Source organism: Sphingobacterium corticibacterium (genome assembly GCF_004208525.1).
GTDB classification, from domain to species: Bacteria; Bacteroidota; Bacteroidia; order Sphingobacteriales; family Sphingobacteriaceae; genus Sphingobacterium; species Sphingobacterium corticibacterium.
Window position 1 is genome coordinate 1,366,345 of the sequence record NZ_SGIT01000001.1, and the last position, 21,099, is coordinate 1,387,443.

Annotated in this window: 25 protein-coding genes and 1 tRNA gene; 13 read left to right on the top strand and 13 right to left on the bottom strand. The window is 40.5% G+C overall.

Translation table 11 applies throughout. The features are described 5' to 3' along the window. The first annotated feature begins 10 nt into the window (after window positions 1–10). A complete protein-coding gene (locus EWE74_RS05660) occupies window positions 11–709 on the top strand; it encodes a 2-C-methyl-D-erythritol 4-phosphate cytidylyltransferase (protein ID WP_130140516.1) in 699 nt (232 codons plus the stop codon). Here the strand turns inward: EWE74_RS05660 and EWE74_RS05665 are convergent. From EWE74_RS05665 to EWE74_RS05705, 9 genes are all read right to left on the bottom strand, one after another. Beyond that, window positions 706–858 (bottom strand): lmo0937 family membrane protein, encoded by a 153-nt coding sequence (locus EWE74_RS05665; protein ID WP_130140517.1) that lies wholly within the window; start codon window positions 856–858, stop codon window positions 706–708. The two genes, EWE74_RS05660 and EWE74_RS05665, sit on opposite strands and share 4 nt — an antisense overlap. Window positions 859–945: 87 nt before the next feature. Then, window positions 946–1,716: an MBL fold metallo-hydrolase gene (locus EWE74_RS05670; RefSeq protein ID WP_130140518.1), complete on the bottom strand. Its 771-nt coding sequence runs from the start codon at window positions 1,714–1,716 to the stop codon at window positions 946–948. Further along, the gene (locus tag EWE74_RS05675) at window positions 1,713–1,985 is read right to left on the bottom strand and encodes a hypothetical protein (protein WP_130140519.1); all 273 of its coding nucleotides are present in this window, start codon (window positions 1,983–1,985) and stop codon (window positions 1,713–1,715) included. The genes EWE74_RS05670 and EWE74_RS05675 overlap by 4 nt, the downstream gene beginning before the upstream one ends. 47 nt (window positions 1,986–2,032) lie before the next feature. Then, on the bottom strand, window positions 2,033–3,004 hold the full coding sequence (locus tag EWE74_RS05680) for a glycosyltransferase (protein ID WP_130140520.1): 972 nt from the start codon (window positions 3,002–3,004) through the stop codon (window positions 2,033–2,035). Window positions 3,005–3,007: 3 nt separating this feature from the next. Continuing rightward, entirely contained in the window at window positions 3,008–3,958 is a 951-nt protein-coding gene (locus EWE74_RS05685) for a glycosyltransferase family 2 protein (protein ID WP_130140521.1), read from the bottom strand. Between the two features lies 1 nt (window position 3,959). After that, on the bottom strand, window positions 3,960–4,598 hold the full coding sequence (locus tag EWE74_RS05690; RefSeq protein WP_130140522.1) for a DUF4199 domain-containing protein: 639 nt from the start codon (window positions 4,596–4,598) through the stop codon (window positions 3,960–3,962). A 3-nt stretch (window positions 4,599–4,601) separates the two neighbouring features. Next, a complete protein-coding gene (locus tag EWE74_RS05695) occupies window positions 4,602–5,270 on the bottom strand; it encodes a hypothetical protein (RefSeq protein ID WP_130140523.1) in 669 nt (222 codons plus the stop codon). Window positions 5,271–5,273: 3 nt separating this feature from the next. Continuing rightward, the gene (locus EWE74_RS05700; protein ID WP_130140524.1) at window positions 5,274–6,542 is read right to left on the bottom strand and encodes a dihydroorotase; all 1,269 of its coding nucleotides are present in this window, start codon (window positions 6,540–6,542) and stop codon (window positions 5,274–5,276) included. Window positions 6,543–6,749: 207 nt separating this feature from the next. After that, window positions 6,750–7,319: a UbiX family flavin prenyltransferase gene (locus EWE74_RS05705; protein ID WP_130140525.1), complete on the bottom strand. Its 570-nt coding sequence runs from the start codon at window positions 7,317–7,319 to the stop codon at window positions 6,750–6,752. A gap of 52 nt (window positions 7,320–7,371) precedes the next feature. Here EWE74_RS05705 and EWE74_RS05710 point away from each other — a divergent pair, with 52 nt between their 5' ends. The 7 genes from EWE74_RS05710 (at window position 7,372) to EWE74_RS05740 (ending at window position 13,188) form a co-directional block, all read left to right on the top strand. Further along, complete coding sequence (locus EWE74_RS05710; RefSeq protein ID WP_130140526.1) at window positions 7,372–7,866, top strand: DNA-deoxyinosine glycosylase; 495 nt, start codon at window positions 7,372–7,374, stop codon at window positions 7,864–7,866. 55 nt (window positions 7,867–7,921) lie between these two features. After that, the gene (locus EWE74_RS05715; RefSeq protein WP_130140527.1) at window positions 7,922–9,100 is read left to right on the top strand and encodes an AIR synthase related protein; all 1,179 of its coding nucleotides are present in this window, start codon (window positions 7,922–7,924) and stop codon (window positions 9,098–9,100) included. A gap of 40 nt (window positions 9,101–9,140) precedes the next feature. Further along, window positions 9,141–9,551 (top strand): ATP-dependent zinc protease family protein, encoded by a 411-nt coding sequence (locus EWE74_RS05720; RefSeq protein ID WP_130140528.1) that lies wholly within the window; start codon window positions 9,141–9,143, stop codon window positions 9,549–9,551. A gap of 56 nt (window positions 9,552–9,607) precedes the next feature. Next, a complete protein-coding gene (gene rimK / locus EWE74_RS05725) occupies window positions 9,608–10,543 on the top strand; it encodes a 30S ribosomal protein S6--L-glutamate ligase (protein ID WP_130140529.1) in 936 nt (311 codons plus the stop codon). A 92-nt stretch (window positions 10,544–10,635) separates the two neighbouring features. Beyond that, entirely contained in the window at window positions 10,636–11,928 is a 1,293-nt protein-coding gene (locus EWE74_RS05730) for a (Fe-S)-binding protein (RefSeq protein ID WP_130140530.1), read from the top strand. Between the two features lie 57 nt (window positions 11,929–11,985). Next, a complete protein-coding gene (locus tag EWE74_RS05735) occupies window positions 11,986–12,780 on the top strand; it encodes a (Fe-S)-binding protein (protein ID WP_130140531.1) in 795 nt (264 codons plus the stop codon). A gap of 24 nt (window positions 12,781–12,804) precedes the next feature. Next, window positions 12,805–13,188: a diacylglycerol kinase family protein gene (locus EWE74_RS05740; RefSeq protein WP_206365148.1), complete on the top strand. Its 384-nt coding sequence runs from the start codon at window positions 12,805–12,807 to the stop codon at window positions 13,186–13,188. Window positions 13,189–13,224: 36 nt separating this feature from the next. On the opposite strand, the gene EWE74_RS05745 is transcribed toward EWE74_RS05740, so the two are convergent. Continuing rightward, complete coding sequence (locus EWE74_RS05745) at window positions 13,225–14,070, bottom strand: VOC family protein (RefSeq protein WP_130140532.1); 846 nt, start codon at window positions 14,068–14,070, stop codon at window positions 13,225–13,227. 293 nt (window positions 14,071–14,363) lie between these two features. On the opposite strand from EWE74_RS05745, the gene EWE74_RS05750 reads away from it, so the two are divergent. Beyond that, window positions 14,364–15,008: an NAD(P)H-binding protein gene (locus EWE74_RS05750; protein ID WP_130140533.1), complete on the top strand. Its 645-nt coding sequence runs from the start codon at window positions 14,364–14,366 to the stop codon at window positions 15,006–15,008. A gap of 60 nt (window positions 15,009–15,068) precedes the next feature. On the opposite strand, the gene EWE74_RS05755 is transcribed toward EWE74_RS05750, so the two are convergent. Together EWE74_RS05755 and EWE74_RS05760 are read right to left on the bottom strand one after the other, a co-directional pair. Continuing rightward, window positions 15,069–15,152: transfer RNA gene (locus EWE74_RS05755), tRNA-Leu, on the bottom strand. Window positions 15,153–15,214: 62 nt separating this feature from the next. Further along, window positions 15,215–16,093, bottom strand: coding sequence for a Ppx/GppA phosphatase family protein (locus EWE74_RS05760; protein ID WP_130140534.1), 879 nt, complete (start codon window positions 16,091–16,093; stop codon window positions 15,215–15,217). Between the two features lie 144 nt (window positions 16,094–16,237). On the opposite strand from EWE74_RS05760, the gene EWE74_RS05765 reads away from it, so the two are divergent. The 4 genes from EWE74_RS05765 to EWE74_RS05780 all read left to right on the top strand — a co-directional run bounded on the left by EWE74_RS05765 (window position 16,238) and on the right by EWE74_RS05780 (window position 19,353). Next, window positions 16,238–17,317 carry an agmatinase family protein gene (locus tag EWE74_RS05765; RefSeq protein WP_130140535.1) on the top strand — a complete coding sequence of 360 codons (1,080 nt, stop codon included), beginning with the start codon at window positions 16,238–16,240 and terminating at the stop codon, window positions 17,315–17,317. 102 nt (window positions 17,318–17,419) lie between these two features. Next, entirely contained in the window at window positions 17,420–17,860 is a 441-nt protein-coding gene (locus tag EWE74_RS05770; protein ID WP_130140536.1) for a VOC family protein, read from the top strand. Between the two features lie 237 nt (window positions 17,861–18,097). Continuing rightward, window positions 18,098–18,394 carry an HU family DNA-binding protein gene (locus tag EWE74_RS05775; RefSeq protein ID WP_130140537.1) on the top strand — a complete coding sequence of 99 codons (297 nt, stop codon included), beginning with the start codon at window positions 18,098–18,100 and terminating at the stop codon, window positions 18,392–18,394. Window positions 18,395–18,879: 485 nt separating this feature from the next. After that, complete coding sequence (locus tag EWE74_RS05780) at window positions 18,880–19,353, top strand: helix-turn-helix domain-containing protein (RefSeq protein WP_165384652.1); 474 nt, start codon at window positions 18,880–18,882, stop codon at window positions 19,351–19,353. Window positions 19,354–19,406: 53 nt separating this feature from the next. On the opposite strand, the gene EWE74_RS05785 is transcribed toward EWE74_RS05780, so the two are convergent. Further along, a complete protein-coding gene (locus EWE74_RS05785; protein WP_130140539.1) occupies window positions 19,407–21,092 on the bottom strand; it encodes a RagB/SusD family nutrient uptake outer membrane protein in 1,686 nt (561 codons plus the stop codon). Window positions 21,093–21,099 lie beyond the last annotated feature (7 nt).

Here is a 21,099-nt window from a genome sequence, read left to right on the forward strand (position 1 = left end):
TTTAACCAATATGCAAAACAGATACGCCATTATTGTTGCAGGGGGCTCGGGAAGCCGGATGAAAAGTAATTTGCCGAAGCAGTTTCTATTGCTTGATGGAAAACCTGTGGCCATGCATACACTGGAAAGGTTCGCCAATGCCGAGCATAAACTTCAATTAATATTGGTATTACACCCCGATATGTTCGCTTTTTGGGAAGAGTTGTGCGAAAAACATGATTTTCAGACACCTCATATCGTCATTAGCGGTGGAGAAACGCGCTTCCAAAGTGTCCGAAATGGTGTACGATATATTGCCGAACAACAACATCAGTTTCTGGACAATACGCTCATCGCCATTCATGACGCTGCCCGTCCTATCATTACATCAGAAACGATAGACGCGTGCTTTGAACAAACCGTCCTCTATGCTGCCACCGTATTGGCGGTACCGAGTACAAATTCTATTCGACTAGGAAATGAAGTAGAAAATAAAGCTGTGGAGAGAGAGAAGGTATGGATTATACAGACCCCCCAGACGTTTCAAGGGCATATATTGTATCAGGCATTCCAACAGGAGGAAATACCATCGTTTACAGATGATGCCTCCGTGGTAGAAAAATTGGGCTATAGCATACATCTTATTCCAGGTGATCATCGAAATATAAAAATCACCTTTCCGGAAGATATTTCCATAGCCCAATTCTATTTAAAAACATTGACCAATTAGGCCGCCCCTCGTATAACACGTAGTAGAATAGCAATAATGGCAATCACTAACAGGATATGAATAATACCTCCTGAAGCATATCCGCCAAAAAAGCTAACAGCCCAAATAATAACCAGAATAACCGCGATTAAATAAAGAATATTTCCCATGACTTATTGAAATTAAAAATGAATACCATGTTTCAATAATAGAACAGGGAATAATCAGAAAAGTTTTAACAAGAATAACGTTTTGCTTTATTGAACATCAATAACAAGCCGATCATATGCCACTCGAATACCTTCGGGAAGTTTCGTTTCTATATCTTCATGCTTTCCAAATCGGTGGCTGATGTGCGTAAAATACGTCGTTTTAGCTTGTATTTCCTCGGCAAAGGTAATTGCTTCTTCTTTGGTAAAATGTGAAATGTGTGGTTCTTCTTGCAAAGCATTTATAACTAATGTGTCAACACCCTTTAATAACGCCTTTGATTCGTCGGAAACAGTTTTTGCATCTGTAATATACGCGAAATTTCCGAGACGAAACCCCATTACAGGCATCTTATAATGCATCACTTCAATGGGTATAATAGGCTGTGACCCTACACGGAAGGTCTCTCCTGCCAAAATCGGCCGAAGTTCCAACCGAGGCACGCCTGGATACTTCTGTTCGCCAAAAGCATAATAAAACTCACGCTTTAACGACTCATGTGTGATAACAGTTCCATATACAGGGATGGATTCTTGTTGTTGATAATTAAAAGCACGAACATCATCCATGCCAGCTATATGATCTTTGTGTGCGTGTGTGACCAATACCGCATCCAAACGACGTACATCCTCCCGTAACATCTGGTAACGAAAATCAGGACCGGTATCGACGACAATATTCGTATCATCGTCCAATTGGATCATAATGGACGTACGAAGGCGTTTATCATGTGCATCGGTAGACTGGCATACCGCACATTGGCAGGCGATGACGGGTACACCCTGTGAAGTTCCTGTACCTAAAAAAGTTACCTTCACCCTGCTACCTCTTCTTTCTTGATCATTTTGTATAATGCTACCTTCTTCTCGTCTAATAGTGTTATGTCTACTTCCATATCACGTAATAATTGTATTAAAGACTGAATTCGAACTTCGAGGTTTGAAAATCTGTTCACAACGATAACCCGTGTATTCTGAAGTACACATGCACCTGTCCGAAAAGAGCCCTTTTCATACCGAACCCGATAACCCAATGTAGCAAAAAGGTCTTCTAGTTTTCCTAAATTATGTTGAGTGAATGCTAGCACGATTCTAAATTATAAAACTTTATCCTATTATTAGGCGGTAATACACCCTATTTTTTCCACATCACCTGTTTCACATAGTTATTTATAAAACCTAATCCATAGGCTATCAGTTGTATATACGCAGCCACGATTCCCAATCCAGCAACACGAATATTCTTTGTGCTAAACCAAGCGTGTAAAAACAACAAGAATGTATAAATCAGCAGCACTATATTGCCGATACCGCAAAGTAGCGGTAATATTCGGATCAGATTTAATACTATCAATCCGGATAAACCCAGCACAAAAACGGCGGGCAGGGCATGTACCAGCTTCAACTCTTGCGGAAAAAGTTTATAAATATCTATACGTCCCTTGCCAAAACCATAAGTCTGCTTAAAAAACTGTTTAAAAGTAGCTCTACGCTTATGATATACAAATGCTTCGGGAATTAATCCTACGCGAAAGCCTTGTTGCATCATACGGATGCTAAATTCAATATCTTCTGAACGACGAGCTAATTTGAATCCCCGTGTTTGTTCATAAACTTTTTTAGATATCCCCATGTTAAAACTCCGTGGATGAAACTTTCCTACGTGTTGTTTATTTCCCCGGATCCCTCCTGTAGTAAACGGGCTAGTCATCGAATAGGATATAGCTTTTTGAATATCGGTAAAGGATGGATGCGCGGCATCTGGCCCGCCAAAAGCATCCCAACCATCCCGTTGTATGCCGGCAGCTACTTGCTGTAAATAATCCTCCGGCAAGATAATGTCTGAATCAAAAACAATAAAATAATCGCCCTTTGCATGGGTGAAGCCGAAATTACGTGCAAACCCCTGCCCTTCGTTTTTTTTCTCATAATAACGAATATCCAACCTCTCGCGGTAGCTTTCCACAACGTGTTTAGCCGGTTTAGACGAGCCATCCTCCACCACAATCACCTCAAAAGGTGAATATTCTTGTTGAGTCAATGATTCCAAAAGCTCGTCAATTTCCTGTGGTCGGTTATACACAGGAATCACAATCGAGAAAAACATATGCTAAATTTCTTTTTCGATATGATATTGGTTTCGTTCAGAAGAATTACGGGAAACAAGTTCGGCTATAAAACCAGTCAGAAATAATTGCGTTCCAATTAGAATAGCAACCAAAGAAAGATAAAACAGGGGTTGGTCTGTTATATTTCGGTATACGGTCCCTTCCGCAATGCTTCTCAATTTTTCGAATATCAAATAACAGGTAATAAAAAAACCGATCATGAAACTTAAGACACCGATAGTTCCGAAAAAATGCATCGGACGTTTACCAAACTTTCCAACAAAAAAGATGGAAAGTAAATCCAAGAAGCCTTTAACAAATCGACCTGGGCCAAACTTTGTCGTTCCGTATTTACGCGGATAATGTTTAACTATCTGTTCCTGTATATTCCTAAATCCTGCCCATTTTGCCAAGACCGGTATGTAACGATGCATTTCCCCATACACCTCAACACTTTTCACGACATCTTTGCGATATGCCTTTAACCCACAATTGAAATCATGTAGATTATGTATCCCCGACATGCTACGCGTTACAGAATTAAACAGCTTTGTAGGAATCGTTTTGGTCAATGGGTCGTAACGCTTTTGCTTCCAACCCGACACCAAATCGGCACCACGGTTCTTTATCCGGTCGTACAACTCGGGGATTTCATCAGGGCTATCCTGCAAATCAGCATCCATGGTGATCACCACATCTCCTTGGGCAGCACTGAATCCCACATTTAAGGCTGCTGATTTACCATAATTCCGACGAAACTTGATGCCTATAATCTGTTCATGCTGTAGTTTCAGCTCCTCAATTACTTTCCACGACGCATCATTGCTCCCATCATCCACCAAAATAATTTCATAGGAAAAGCCGCGTTCGTTCATCACCCGGCGAATCCACTCCGTTAATTCAGGTAAAGATTCTTCCTCATTATATAAAGGGACAACAACCGATATATCCATATTATTCTTCCTCGGGCTTATCTTGCCTTTCGTTGTCTTCTTGGTTTAAATTATTCTGTACAGGCAAAAAGACAGGTCGCTCACGTTTTAAGATCGCCGCAAGAATCAACGCAAAAATGAAATACATAATCAATGCCACACCCAATCCTTTAAGATTTTGCCCAATGGAAAACTCCCGTAACTCATCTCTTTGCTTTTCTAAATCGGCCACCTGCTTATCAATAAGGTCATCATCTGCTCCAATACTTTCCATGGTTTCGATGGTTAAATTGATTGTTTTATCAAAAACGATTTGCTGTGGTTCGGGATTCGCTAAATTGAACAAAGCACCTCCTACCGTGGAGATAATAACCGTAATGGCCAACATCACAAAAATTCCTTTCAACGCTTGGCTAAAATTCCAAAACCCTCCTGCCACTCGTCTCAGTAGCACCGCAAAATAAGCAGACAATGCAATGATAAGCACAAAAGAAACGCCTCCTGTCACCATCGAGCTTATCTTAAAGTCTGCGCTGTTTACCAGCACATACATGGACACAATGCTTATAACCAAAGAGATAACGCCTAAATAAATCCCATATTTAATACCTTCTTTTTTTACTTCTTCCGTAGGAAAAGTTGAATTAAAATCGTGATTCATAATCTATTTATTAAAGTTGACAATAATCTGGTAAATAGCGCCATCCAACGGTTTATTATCGGAAGCATCGAGATATTCCGTTATTTGTTCCTTTTCGGGATACGGCTCATTAAAGAAAGACATTACGGGATAGAACAGCTCCTTCAATTCATCTTGCGGAGATAATGACGAAGCTACCTTATGTATTTCAGCAAAGGTACTCTCCACCAAAATCTGATTAGCGATTACCTTTTCATAAATAGCATATTCATCCTGAAACTCATCTTCTTCGACCAAAAGAAATTCTTTTAAATAGTCATCCAGCGAGGGATCTATATCGTCATCCTCACACTCCTGCAAATAGAGAAACATGTTTAATAACTCAGTGCCTCTATCAATGGTTTCTTCTTCAATAGCTTCCCATTCTGGGGAGTCCAAATAATCTTCTTCCAATTTCTGCACATCTTCTGCAAAGAAGTTGACCATCAATAAATCGAAGTAAATCTCTCGAAGTTCTTCGAAACGTTGGTGTTCATTGAAAGCTTCGTCCAATGCCTCCACTTTATCGATAAAAGGCGCCTCTTTATCAAAAGCCTGTTGCAAGGCTATCTCAAACGCTCCTACATCAATTCCTTCGATCTGTGCATACGTGTACATACCGGCGTCAAACGCCTTTTTTACTTTTGCATCCATATCTTATTTATTTTCAACCAATTGACTATGGTTAATTACCAACTTTACTTTACCTATTAATTCTTGTCCAAAAACAGGACTATTTTCCGATTTCGATTTGTTCGTAGCCGCCGTCAATCGCCATTTTGCATGCATATCAAACAGCACCAGATTAGCTTCGCTTCCCTCTTCAAGTGTTGGAATATCCTTACCGACGACTTGTCTGGGTTGTACAACCAAATACCGAATAATATCTTCGGGAGTGAGACCAGCCCTTATTAAAAACGGTAATGTTGTTTGCAAACCTACTATACCTTCTTGTGCGATATGAAACTCCACATTCTTATATTCCACTTCGTGTGGTGTATGCTGTGAAACAACAGCATCTATCGTCCCCTCTTTCAACCCTTTCAAAAGTACTTTTATATCTTTCTTAGTCCGCAGAGGTGGATTGACCTTAAAATTACTGTCAAACCCCACCACTTCCTCGTCCGTATACACGAGATTATGCGCCGCAACGTCGCAGGTCACCTTTAGTCCTTTTGCTTTAGCTTTTTTTATCAAATCTACTGATTCTGCGGTAGAAATACATGTAAAATGAACACGAGCGTCGTTATATTCAGCCAAAAACAAGTCTCGAGAGACCATGAGCGATTCAGCTAAATTTGGTTTCCCTTTCATACCTAAATAAGTGCTCATCTGTCCCTCGTTCATTTGATGCCCACCAGCTACAGTTTCGTCTTCTGCGAAAGAGATAACCAATCCTTCAAATCCTTTCGCATACAACAATGCTCTCCCCATTAGACCTGCTTGCTGAACGGCTTGATTTCCGTCACTGAAAGCTATTGCTCCCGCCTTTTGCATGTCATATAACTCTGCAAGTTCCTTTCCTTCGCGCTTTTTGCTTATCGTACCCACCGGATATACATCTACTATATTCCCTTTAGCAGTATTGACGACCAATGCAACTTCCGAGCGACTGTGAATAGGTGGGTTTGTATTCGGATAAACAGCTACTCCCGTGTATCCACCCGCCGCCGCCGCTGCAATACCTGTCGTGATGTCTTCTTTGGTTTCTAAGCCTGGTTCACCAAAATTAGCATGCAAATCGAAAAAACCGGCTGAAACCACCGCTCCTTTTCCATCTACAATATGTAATTTTTTAGTTGTCGGCTTGATGTTCGGCGCGATACGGCTAATACATCCTTTTTCAATAAGTATGTCAACTATCTTTCCGTTCTGCGGATGACCGGGCAATATAAGCTGCGCAGAAGAAATCAATATATTATCCATGAATAGTATTTAAACAAAAAGGTAATAAGAAAAAGTGTGTTTTTAATCGGAAGGTAAACGAAACATATACAGGAACAAACCAATGCTGCTTTGCTGGAGATAAACCAATGAAATATGGAATGTAATTATCCAAATTTATACGTTGTTTCATTGAAAAACAAATGTACAAAATATATCGAAACCCCGATATTGAAAATGTGGTTTTTATTACTGATCGCCCCAAGCGTAACTATCCACGTGAAGATCACAGAGCGAAAGAACCCTATCTACTACTGTAGCAGCTAGTTCTTCGAACGTTTTGGGAAGACTGTAAAACGACGGGCTTGCCGGACATATAATCCCTCCAGTTTGTGTTATTAAATGCATATTTTGTATATGGATAGCGCTTAATGGGGTTTCACGCGTAACCAACACCAGTTTTCTACGTTCTTTCAAAACAACGTCTGCTGCCCGGGTAGTCAAATCAGAGGATATCCCGTGTGCAATGCGTCCTAATGTACCCATAGAGCAGGGACATACGATCATCGTTTCAAAGCGAGCGGAACCAGAAGCAAACGGCGCCATAAAATCGTTTTTATTGTAAAATGTAAAAGGATACTGTTGGTAATCCTCCGTTCCCAACTCAAATTTCCACACATCCTTAGCGTTGTCAGACATCACGACACCCACCTCTGCCACTTGATCATTCAGCTTGCTTAATTTATCCAATAATACTTTGGCGTATATCGATCCGCTAGCGCCTGTAATAGCAACGATTATTTTCTTTTTTTGTTTCATAACGTTCTAGACAAAGCTACTAAAAATCGAAGAATTTCTCTAAATTCGAACCATGTTCAAGAAATCATTCGCTCCTATTATTCCCGAAAAGAGCAAACTTCTGATTTTAGGCTCCTTACCGGGCGATAAATCGCTGCAGGAAAGCCAATATTATGCGCATCCCCAAAATCGCTTTTGGAAGATATTAGCCATACTCCTATCCGTACCGATTCCGATGGACTACACTAGTCGAGTCAACTTATTACATGAACATCATATTGCATTGTGGGATGTTTGCGAGGTGGCCATTCGAAAAGGCAGCATGGACACAGACATCTTAGCGGAAAGTCCTAACAAAATAGACCGACTGCTTCAAGATAACCCCGATATCAAGAGCGTTTGCTTTAACGGGCAAAAAGCACAAAAACTATTTGACAAATATTTTAAACGGACTGCTGGCATTCAATATATCACGCTTCCGAGCACGAGCCCCGCAAACGCCAGTTTTAATCAAGAACGGTTGTTAGGTGCTTGGGAAGTCGTTCGTAAAATGGCAAGCACAGCTTAATAATTTATCTTTCCGTTATAGGAATATCATTGGGTTTATTATTTTTGCACATACGATGTCAGACTTAAAATACAACCAAAGGGGTGTGTCCGCAGGCAAAGAGGATGTACACAACGCAATCAAGAACATAGACAAAGGTCTATTTCCGAAAGCTTTCTGTAAAATCATACCCGATATACTGGGAGGTGATGAAGCTTGGTGCAACATCATGCACGCCGACGGTGCGGGCACCAAATCCTCATTGGCGTATGTTTATTGGAAAGAGACTGGTGATAGCTCTGTTTGGCGAGGTATTGCCCAAGATGCCATTATCATGAATGTAGATGATCTTCTTTGTGTGGGTGCAATTGACAATATCTTGCTTTCCTCTACTATTGGACGTAATAAAAATGTCATCCCCGGTGAAGTGATTGCTGAGATCATCAACGGCACAGAAGATATTCTTGCAGAATTGCGACAATTAGGTATTGGTATCTACTCAACCGGAGGAGAAACTGCTGACGTAGGGGATTTGGTTCGCACCATTATTGTGGATAGCACCGTAACCTGCCGAATGAAACGGGAAGATATTATTTCTAATCACCGTATCAAAGCTGGGAATGTTATTGTCGGGTTAGCATCATACGGACAAGCAAGCTATGAAAGAGAATATAATGGCGGCATGGGTTCCAATGGTTTAACGTCAGCCCGCCATGATGTTTTTCATAAATATGTAGCTGAAAAGTATCCAGAAAGCTATGACCCTGCTGTCCCTTATGAATTGGTATTTTCAGGCAGCTGCAATTTAACAGATCCGATAAAAGTAAATGAGAATGAAAAAGTGACGGCCGGAAAGCTTGTCCTCTCTCCTACACGTACATATGCTCCCGTCATCAAAACTATTCTCGACAAGTATCGTCCACAAATTGATGGCATGGTTCACTGTTCCGGAGGGGCACAAACCAAAGTATTACATTTTGTTGAAAACGTGCATGTTATCAAGGATAATTTATTCCCTATTCCTCCTCTGTTTGATCTGATTCAAAAGCAATCAAACACAAATTGGGAAGAAATGTATAAAGTTTTTAATATGGGACATCGTATGGAACTGTATGTTCCACAGGAGATTGCTGAAGATATCATCCAGATATCGGAATCGTTTGGTATTCCGGCACAAATCATCGGCCGTGTTGAAAAGGCTACCTCCAAGAAAGTAACCATTCGCTCGCCACACGGTACGTTTATATATGAGTAGGAAACAATGGCAAAAGTCTTTGCGCTATAATTAGAGATAAATGCAAGAGAAACGTATCATTGGCCGCATAGAAATAGTAGATCTACCCGAGTTGGGACTCTATAATATTTGTGCAAAAGTGGATACGGGTGCGGAAACCTCTGTATTACATTGCAATCAATTTGAAATTTTTGAAAAGGATGGACATCGCTATATCCGGTGTACAATTCAAGGGCATCCTGACTTTACTTTTCTTATTCATCGGGAACGTGTAGTGAAAAGCTCTTTCGGACAATCCGAAACACGATATATTTTTATAACGAAGATCAAATTATTCAACAAACTACTCGACATCAAACTATCGGTAAGAGATCGTTCTACCATGTCTTATCCCATGCTGTTGGGTAGAAATTTCATTAGCGGCAAGTTCTTAGTCGATGTATCACAAGACCATCTGGCAAAGAATATATAAATGATACGCCAAACTTATCCTAGACTCATCTGTTTTACCTATAAAAAATACGCTCCGTGAATATTGCTGTATTATCTACAAATAAAAACCTTTATTCGACCAAACGTTTAGTCGAAGCCGTTCAATCCCGCGGACATCATTGCGTCGTCATCGACCATAGCAAATGCTACGTGGGTATTCAGCAGGGAAAACCTACTATTCATTATAAAGGGCAAGATTTATCCCATATCGACGCCATTATTCCACGGATCGGTTCGTCACTGACGTTCTACGGTTCGGCTATCGTTCGTCAGTTTGAAGTGATGGGTGTCGTATCTGCCAACCCAAGCCAGGCTATTACACGTTCTCGGGATAAACTACGTTGTATGCAAATTTTGTCGGGTGCTGGTCTTGGTCTCCCAATTACCGGTTTTGCCCGTTCTGTTTCCGATGTAGATGATTTAATCAATATGGTCGGTGGTGCGCCGCTGGTGATTAAGCTATTAGAGGGAACACAGGGCATCGGTGTCGTCTTGGCCGAGACGAAGAAAGCTGCCTCTTCGGTTATTGAAGCCTTTTATGGTCTAGGCAATAACATTCTGATACAGGAATACATAAAGGAAGCGAAAGGAACGGATATCCGGGCATTTGTTGTAGATGGAAAGGTAGTAGGCGCTATGAAACGTACAGCTAAAGAGGGAGAATTTCGTTCTAATCTCCACCGCGGTGGAAGTGCCGAAATTGTCAAGCTGACACGCGCAGAAAAGCAGACGGCTGTGTCCGCAGCCAAAGCTATGGGACTTACCGTAGCGGGTGTCGATATGCTCCCGTCTGTACGCGGACCACTCATCTTGGAAGTTAATTCATCACCGGGATTGGAAGGAATTGAAACGGCCACAGGAAAAGACATCGCCAGCGAGATTGTGAAATATCTAGAAGGGCAATATGCTATCAAACAGGCTGCAAGAGCCGTAAACACAAAACGTAAGGTAAAAAAAGAGAGTAAACTATAAATCCACTATTTTTAATCTTTCCAAATATGTATTATGCTAGCATAGTATTAAACCGTATCGCTATATTTGTGTAGAAACCAACTAAAATAGTTATGATGGGGCAAATCATCTTCTTTTGTTTGTTTGTGCTCGCCGTAGCGATTTTCGCTAGAAACGCCAGTCGTATCTACAAAAATATAAAGCTTGGAAAAGCAATAAATCGAAACGACAGACCGGTTGAACGTTTGAAACTAATGTTTCTGATTGCTTTCGGACAAAAAAAGATGTTTAAGAAGCCCCTTCCTGCCCTATTACATTTAGGCGTATATGTAGGGTTCTGCATTATCAACATTGAGATGCTGGAGATCGTTATCGATGGATTATTCGGCACACATCGTGTTTTTTCTTCGTTAGGATCTGTGTATAATGGTCTTATATACGCTTTTGAATGGTTGGCTTTCGCCGTACTATTCAGTTGTATTATTTTTCTTATTCGACGAAATGCGCTACATATTTATCGTTTTAGCGGTCGAGAACTCAAAAACTGGCCAAAGACAGATGCCAATCTTATTTTAATTGCGGAGATATTGCTTATGACGGCGTTTCTTTTCATGAATGCCGCGGACTTTAAGCTACAACAGCTTGGCCATCCCACCTATCACACTGCGGGTGCATTCCCAGTCAGTCAATTCCTAGTACCTTTATTACCGGAATCTGCTTCTGCATTGATGATTACAGAACGGTTCTGCTGGTGGTTTCATATTATTGGGGTATTAGCTTTCTTAAATTATCTCCCTATATCTAAACATTTACATATTATCTTAGCTTTTCCCAACACCTACTTTTCGAAATTGGAACCTAAAGGTAAATTCAACAATATGCCTGCTGTAACCGAAGAAGTGAAGGCGATGCTAGATCCATCGCTCCCCCCTCCTACAGGAGAAGTTAGTCGGTTTGGTGTGAAGGACGTACAAGATCTCACTTGGAAAAACCTATTAGACGCATATACGTGTACCGAATGCGGCCGTTGTACGGCTGCCTGTCCTGCTAACATTACCGGTAAGCTGTTGTCACCTCGTAAAATTATGATGGATACGCGAGATCGACTAGCAGAAGTAGGACAAAATATGGCAAAAAACGGAGATTTTAAAGATGACAGCAAATCATTAATAGATACCTATATCACGAGAGAAGAAATATGGGCGTGCACAACATGTAACGCCTGTGTAGAAGCATGCCCGGTGAATATTGACCCCTTAGAGATTATTATTGGATTACGCCAATACGCCGTAATGGAAGAATCACAGGCGCCTGCGAGCATTAACGCGATGTTCGGTAATCTGGAAAATAACGGTGCTCCCTGGAAATACGCACAAGCGGATCGTGCTAATTGGCGTAATGAGTAACGCGTGAAGCGTAAAAGTAAAAACAAATCACGAGTCACGAAAAACGAATAACGATTTATGGAAAATCAACTTCATATCCCTACGGTAGCAGAAATGATAGCAAAAGGCGAACGTCCTGATCTTTTATTTTGGGTTGGATGTGCAGGCAGTTTTGACGAGCGTGCCCAACGTATCACCAAATCTATTTGTAAAATTCTACACCATGTAGGCATCAAATACGCCATTTTAGGTACAGAAGAAAATTGCACCGGTGATCCAGCAAAAAGAGCGGGAAACGAGTTTCTCTTTCAAATGCAAGCGATGATGAATATAGAGGTCCTAAATGGATACGAAATAACGAAAATCGTCACAGCCTGTCCCCATTGTTTCAATACGCTAAAAAATGAATATCCGAATTTAGGTGGGAATTTCGAAGTTGTCCACCACACTCAACTCATCCAATCGTTGATAGCCGAAGGAAAGCTCAAACCTGCTGATGGAAATGAATTCAAAGGAAAAGGCATCACCTACCACGATCCCTGTTATTTAGGTCGCGCCAATGAAGTATATGAAGCCCCCCGGCAAGTATTAGAGGTACTTGATGCAGATCTGGTTGAATTAAAACGTTGTAGGAGCAACGGCCTATGTTGTGGCGCAGGTGGCGCACAAATGTTCAAGGAACCTGAGCCGGGAAAAAAAGACGTCAATGTCGAACGTGTGGAAGATGTGATCGAATCGAAGGCAACTATAGTGGCAGCCGCTTGCCCATTCTGTATGACCATGCTACGGGACGGTGTCAAGGCGAAAGAAAAGGAACACGAGATACAGGTGTTGGATATTGCCGAGATTACCGCTAAGGCTAATAAACTATAACCGACATACCCCAAACACGCTGCTATGATGCCGCCGAATAATAAAAAATTTACCTTGGGCAGGATCCAGAGTTTCAAATATGCTTTTAAAGGATTACTTCATCTTATCCGTGAAGAACCTAATGCTAGGATACATTTCGTTGCCGGTATTATCGCAATAACCTGCGGATGGTATTTTGACATTGATAAAAGTGAATGGTTAGCGGTAATCTTGTGTATCGGAATCGTCTTCACAACAGAAATAGTCAATACAGCGGTAGAGAATATCTGTGATTATATATCACCGACGTACCATCACAAAATCAAAATAATCAAAGATCTAGCCGCAGCCGCCGTATTGATAAGCGCTATCATGTCGGTCGTTGTTGCGAGCTGCATTTTTCTACCCAGACTGTTGACCATATTATAAAAACAATTTTCGGCATTTTATCTCATTAAGCTTTTGCTATTCTGTAGCTTTTTTCAGCGTTTCTATATCGATTTTCTGCATTTTGTAAAAAGCAGCACTCACTTGGGGTGCGAGCTCGGGATCGGTCATCCAGCCGACTAATTGTTTCGGAATCACTTGCCACCAAGCCCCGAACTTATCCCGGACCCATCCACACTGGCTTTCTTCTCCACTCGTTGCAAAAGCATTCCAGAAGTGGTCAATTTCTTCTTGTGTTTCACATTCAATGAACATCGAATTTCCCCACGAAAACTGAAAATTGTGCCCGTTTCCTCCGTCCATCACCGCCATAACATAATCGTCCAGTACAAACTGCGCATGCATCACCAAATCTTTCATCTCCCCTTCTTCGTGTTTCATCACCCCATCCACCTTCCCATTTTTAAATAATTTCACATAGAAATTCAACGCTTCTTCCGCCTTACCATTGTATTCTTGCGTAAACATATAAGTCGGAATGAATTTTTGTCCATGAACATCTTCATTTACTTTCCCAAAATAAAGTTGCCATGAAACACCAAATTTGTCCTGAACCCAACCATATTTATCGCTCCATTCGTATTTATCTAACGGCATCAATACTGTTCCGCCATCAGATAGTTTATTCCAGATACTTTCCAGTTCGTCTTTATCTTCCAAAACAGCCATAAACGAAACAGCCGGATTGGGCTTGATTTCCGGTCCGCCATTAAGCGCCAGAAATTTTTGCCCACTCAGTTCAAACGTCACAACCATTTGTGCGTCTGTCGTGATTTTTCCGTCACCGAATGTGTCCATGTAAAATTGCGCGGCATCTTTTCCTTCCTTGTCGAACCAGATACAGGGGTAAATGTTATTTTTCATGATGAAATAAGTCTTTAATTTTCATATAAAGTATACTTTCAACCATACTAAAAGTTTAGCTGTTATGACAACAACAAGTTATAGAAATATTTTGCGATATAACTTTTCGTAAGACAAGAAATTCTAACAATATATATTCCGCCAACGCTGTTGAATAATATGTACCACTTAGTTCATCGGAATACATCTGAAGACATAGGAAAATGGCAATGACGGTCAATAATTCTGTTAGATGGCGAAAATATTTTATTTTAGAAGGATTAAAATTGAAATAAATTATAAAAGAAAAACGGATGAAAGCAATCGTCATTGGCGGTACCGGAGCTACGGGAAAGGAACTGGTCGCGCAACTTTTGGAAGACAATCGATTTGATGCAGTGACCGTATTGGTTCGCAGGAATTTTTTTAGTCAGCAAGCTAAATTGACCGAGATTGTTGTTGATTTTGAAAAACTCAGCGATTATAAAGCGTATATTCAAGGCGATGTCGCTTTCTCCTGTCTCGGCACGACCTTGAAAGATGCAGGTAGTAAAGATGCACAATGGCGGGTAGATCACGATTACCAACTGGAATTTGCATCGATAGCCAAAGCGAGTGGAGTGGAGAGTTTTCTGCTGCTTTCGGCTTTCGGGGCTAACGCGAAGTCTTCTTTATTTTATAATAAAATGAAAGGCTCCTTAGAGGAAAATATTAAAAAGTTAAATTTCACCCAGTTGGTTATCCTTCATCCCGGCGGTATCGAAAGACCTGACTCCGATCGAAAAGGAGAAAAAGCTATGATAAAATTACTAAAAGCATTCAATGCTATCGGTCTTTTTAAAAGGTATGAACCCCTATCAACAAAGCGATTGGCAAAAGCCATGATAGCTTCCTATTTTAAATTTAAGGAAAAACAAAAGACCGTGATATTGAAAGAAATTAAGGAAGTTTCAGTGTAAAGCCAGCTTGATGCCACTTCTAAATAAAAAAACCTTGCTTTCGCAAGGTTTTTTCCGTTGTGCCCAGGAGCAGATTCGAACTGCCACGCCCTTGCGAGCGCCACCCCCTCAAGATGGTGCGTCTACCAATTTCGCCACCTGGGCATTGCGTTAGCAAAAGTAATGCTTTTTAGGACATTTGAAAAAGATTTCAAGCAATTTTAAGATTATTTCTGTAAGTTATTGTCTATCAAAGTCTGAATAATTCCATCTACTAACCCCACCCTAGGAGCAACAATATTTTTTAACCGTCCTACTTTCATAATGGTTAGGAAAATCTCAGCAGCCGGGATAATAACATCAGCCCTATCCTGCTTTAACCCCAACACATGAATACGATCCTTCAGCGAATAAGCATTTAAATGCTGATAAATAGCTCGAAGCTTAGCATAAGACATCGGTTTGTCGGCTTTATCATTAGCGATCCGTGAAAGCTTATTGATATTCCCACCTGTTCCGATCCCGTATATGTGTTTGTATTTTTTGGTATGCTCCTTTATCCATTGTTTCATATCATCCCAGGTTTCGGGTTTATCCTGGTTATCCAATATTCGGATAGTTCCTAAATTGAAAGATTTGGAAGCCACCAACGTTCCATCTGCAAAAAGCGAGATCTCTGTACTTCCACCTCCCACATCGATATAAAGATAAACTTTATCTGCATTCATCTTGTCTTGAAGATGACTGCTATAAATAATTTTCGCTTCCTTACTCCCATCTATGATTTGAATATCGATACCTACTTTTTGACAAGCCTTCACAATATCTCCGCCATTGTCTGCCTCTCGCATGGCGGAGGTAGCACAAGCCATATAATCAGAAACACGATAAACATCCATTAGATTCCGAAAAGCTTGCATCGTTTTCACCATATTATCAAATTTAGATTTTGAAATATGATGATCTATAAACGCATCATCACCTAAGCGTAAAGGTACGCGAATAAGTGCTTCTTTTTTAAACTGGACAGGTTTAGTTTCAGGATTAACTTCCGCAATTAATAATCTAACCGCGTTAGATCCGATGTCTATAGCTCCGTATCTCACAAATAATATTTTTGATGGTGTTGATTATACCTTTTAATAAGGTACAATATTAACAAATCCAATATTAATATTGTATTAAGTTAATGTATCTATTTTATTTTTATCTTTCTATTATCTTTACAACCAAAATTAAATCATTACACCATGTCTACAAAAGAACAAAAAATAGCAAATTTTGATCCATCGCAGCCAGGCTTGGCTGATGCTAGCATCTATGGCCTACCGTTTACTGCCGACGAAAGTGAAATTATCGTCGTACCTGTACCATGGGAAGTAACCGTGAGCTATGGTGAAGGAGCATCACTAGGTCCAGAAACCATTATGGAAGCATCTTTTCAAGTAGACTTACTTCATCAGGAGTTTCCCGATTTATGGAAACTTGGTATATACATGGACGAAGCTCCGGCGCATTGGGTATCCAATAGTGAACGATACAAAGAGTTGGCCCAACCTATTATAGAAGCCTTAGAAGCGGGAAAGGACATTCAACAGAGCCCCGAACTCCAAGCAGATTTAGCGATCATCAACGAAGCTTGTGAGTCTTTGAATAATGCTTTACATCAACACGTATCAAATTGGTTTGCCAAAGGCAAAAAGGTCATCCTACTCGGTGGAGATCATTCTACTCCGTTAGGATACTACCGTGCTTTGGCTGATAAATATGATAATTTTGGTATTCTTCATTTTGATGCACACATGGATCTTCGCATCGCATATGAAGGTTTTACCTATTCACACGCTTCTATTATGTACAATGCTATTCAATTACCTCAAGTTAGCAAATTGATTCAAGTAGGAATACGTGATTTTTGTGAACAAGAGGTTTCTGTTGTAAAATCTTCTGATAAAATACACGTTTTTACCGATGCCGATCTCAAAGCAAAACAATTTGAAGGTAAAACATGGCGGCAACAAGTCGATGAAATGATCGGTTTACTTCCTTACAACGTTGCGGTGAGTTTCGACATTGACGCCTTATATAGATGGTATTGCCCAAATACTGGAACACCGGTACCGGGTGGACTATCCTATGAACAAGCGACCTATATGCTGAATACTTTAGCGAATTCCGACAAGAATATCATTGGTATTGACTTAGTCGAGGTAGCACCGGGGGAAACGGATGAATGGGACGGGAATGTCGGCGCGCGCCTACTATTCCACCTATGTGGTGTGTTAGCAAAAAACAATGGATTAGATACCGGTACACCCATTATGTTTTAAATTCGTTTCTTGTCTTATGGCAAGATATCACTTTTTCCAAGCGCTTATCTTTGGTTAAAGATAATATGGCAAACAAGCTGTTTATCGAAAAAATTTAAAATCATGACAAGACTACACGCCTACCTCAATTTTAATGGAAACTGTGAAGAAGCTTTTCAGTTTTACCAAACTGTTTTCGGCGGCCCGCTACAAGGGGTTCATCGATTTGGAGATATGCCCGCAGATCCAAATTTTAGCATCTCCGAAACAGACAAAAGCAAAATCATGCACACAGCTTTGCGAATTAACGAGCATGCGATGATCATGGGTTCGGACTGCGTCGAGAGTTTTGGTCAAAAAGCTGTATTTGGTACAGCTAACTATATTATGCTGGACACCGACTCGGCAGAACAGGCACGGGAACTGCATAATAAACTCAGCGTAAATGCACAAACCATGGAAATGGATCTGGGTGAAACATTCTTTGCTGAATTGTTCTCTTCCTTCATAGATCAGTTTGGCATCACTTGGATGATTCACTACGAAGGCAATAAAACAATGTAGTAATCGATAAACTTGAGTCTTTAAAGATTTCTTTTTAAGAAGAAAGAAAAAAATTATTATTCTTTAGGATTAATTTTGGTTTAAACGATATTATATTTATATTCGAACCGGAAGCATCTAAGCCTAATAAGATAAGCTGCTAGGGAGGGTCGGATAAAAAATTAGATTATTATCTAAAATTTGTATTTGTGGCATAGAATTAGTGTATTAAACTATAAATCTTAAACTTGAATAATAATGAACAAAACAGACTTGATTAAGCATATTGCCAGCGAGGCTGGAATTACGCAGTCACAAGCAGAGAAAGCCGTTAACAGTTTTACAGGAGCCGTATCCTCATCTTTAGCAAAGGGCGAAAACGTGACCTTAATTGGTTTCGGAACTTTTGGTATATCTGATCGTGCTGCTCGCAACGGTAGAAACCCGCAAACGGGTGCTACTATCAAAATAGCTGCGAAAAAACTCCCTAAATTTACGGCAGGTAAGGCTCTTAAAGAGGCCGTAGATGCACCTAAAAAGGGAAAGAAAAAATAGGTTAAAAATAATTACAAAAAAAATAGGGAGCTTGGCTCCCTATTTTTTTTGTAAAAACAACTTACGACAGCCCCGTATGACGTGTATACTTAGCGGATTTTTTACGAGGCTGCGTAAGTTGGGGATCTTATTGGTTTCGGCGGTGGTAAAGAAGTCCATGTGCTTCCCGTTCATACCGGGCTGTGTGTCCTAAAATTTGTATTATAAACACACTATAAACGGACACATAGACCACCACCACCTATTGCCAAATATTTTTTTTAGGCTTTCAATCCCAATACATTAAAGAACAATCAAAATCTCTTATAAATTATGTCAAGATTAATTCTTAGCCCCTTATTTCGCTTATAAAAATAAAAATTCGGTTTGCATAAGCTAAGATATTATGGTTTCCACTTCAAATATACAACATCTTTTACTAAAAGCAAATATTTATTAAACTTTATTTATATAAAATTTGCGCAAACAATGATTCTATTTGCGATGTGCGACATATCAACCGGGATATACTTATTGGCATCGGCGCTAAACTTCGCGCACGACGCGAAGCATTGTCTTTCTCACAGAATGACATCGCAAATATGACAGGACTTACCGTCAATACGGTCTCAGCCTTAGAAAAGGGCAAAGGCTCTACATTGAATAACTTCCTACTTATTTGTCGTGCTCTAAAAATACAACCCAAGGAGGTTTTTGCAAATGATATAGACCTCACACCGCTCTACACACTTCCTCCATCAACAAAACATAGAATAGATATCACCAAAAAACTAGACGAATTAGTCAATAACAGTGACTTCTTCCAAACCCCTAAACGGGTTGCGCAAGTTATTGAAAAGCTGGAATCTGATAAAAGTGAGAGCAATAAATTCTCCGTTTATCTCACGGCTTACTGCAAAGAAGGAGAATTAGAATATATTAAAGAAGGTAACATCAAACGCTACGTAAAAAAGAAATAAGTCTCTTTACGTTGAAGTAAAGAGACTTATTATTTCTAGCGCTCTAGTGTTTTTTAATTATAGCCTGGGTTTTGCAAAACTTCAGCTTCGTTGATATCGAGTGCTGCTTGCGGAATAGGACGATAGATCTTATCCTGTCCGTCCTGACCACGAAATGCTGCGTCCACACCAACCCGCCGTATATCAAAGTTATAACGTCCGCACAACTCTTTTAATTTTCCCGTACGACGTAGTTCCGCCCAACGCAAATACTCGCCAGCAAACTCTTTAGCACTTTCGATCAGCAAACCATCCAACGCTTCACTTTGACTGGATGCATTTGCAATACTTTGTGAAGGCTTAAGTGTACTACCGTCTTTGGCATTTTCAGGGCGGTCCAAAACCCGCTGTACGTATTGTTCCGCCGTCGGAAAATCATTTAAGCCGATACTAGCTTCTGCATATAGAAAATAAGTTTCTGCTTTACGAGCCAATACAATATCCCGTACACTAGCGTGTGTACTGAAGACTTGTCTCGTACTTGGGCTGTCAAACTTTTTGATAACCGGCGTACTCATATCTATCTGATAGGCCGCACGATATGCTTGCTCATCATATTTGAACGGATAGTAGCGAAAATTTGGAGCGATCTGGTGTTCTTTTCCGGCAACCCAGGCTAAGGAATCCGCACGCGTGTATTCCCGATCCCATACCCGTGGATAATAAGCCCGAATTAATATTTCATTTTTGTCCTTATTACCATCATAGTAATCAAAATACTGATCGTAGATCGTCAACATAAACGTCGCATCATACCGGGCATCGTTCTCTTCATAAAACTTATGTAAATTCCAAGCAGGAATCAACGGCGAAGACATATACTTATGATTTAACTCTGCTCCTCCCAAGTAGGGGCCAAATAAAGACTGCTGGTTGTTTCCTTCGCTAACATCGCCGATCGATTTTCCATCGTATTGTACAGCAAACAATACCTCGTCATTCATTTCATTCGATGGAGACCATAACGCCTCATACGGAATACTGATACTATAGCCGCCGATTGCTGTTTCTGCATACTCTTGTGCCTTTGTAAAATCAGCACTTTCTCCCAAATCCCAAGCTCTTGTTAAATAAGCTTTGGCAAGATAATGATTTGCCGCAGCCTTACTCACCCGAGCGCGATCATCTTTCAAATCGGGCAATGCTGCTTCCATTTCACGGATAACAAAATCAAAAGACGCTTCTAACGATTGCCGAGGCAAATTTAAACGCGGCCCTTCCAAGGTGGGTTCGTCATTGATAACGATGCCTCCAAACTGCTCAATCAGGGTAAAATGATAGAAAGCGCGTAAAAATCTCAACTCGGCTAACCAGGTTTTTCGCTGTTCTTCATCCACCTCGGTGATATCGTTATAAAAAATCGCCACGTTGATGTTTTGTATAGCTTCATAACAATTTCGATAAAATGTTAGCACATCGCCATTATCAGCGAAAAGCTGCGTATACTCCATCAAGGCACGGTTGGCCTGCTCTCTATTCATTTGATAGATATCCGTACCACCCAATAAAAGCCAAGGTGCTTCCGTACCGAAGGTAGTCCGCAATGTAGCATACGAAGAATTTACGATAGACCGATATCCCGCCTCTGTTCGATAAAACTCGTCATTGGTAATACCTCCCCGGTTATCCTCTTCGAGAAATTTAGCACATCCCGATAGCATCAGTACCCCAACAAATAATGTATATATTATTTTTTTCATCTCTTTC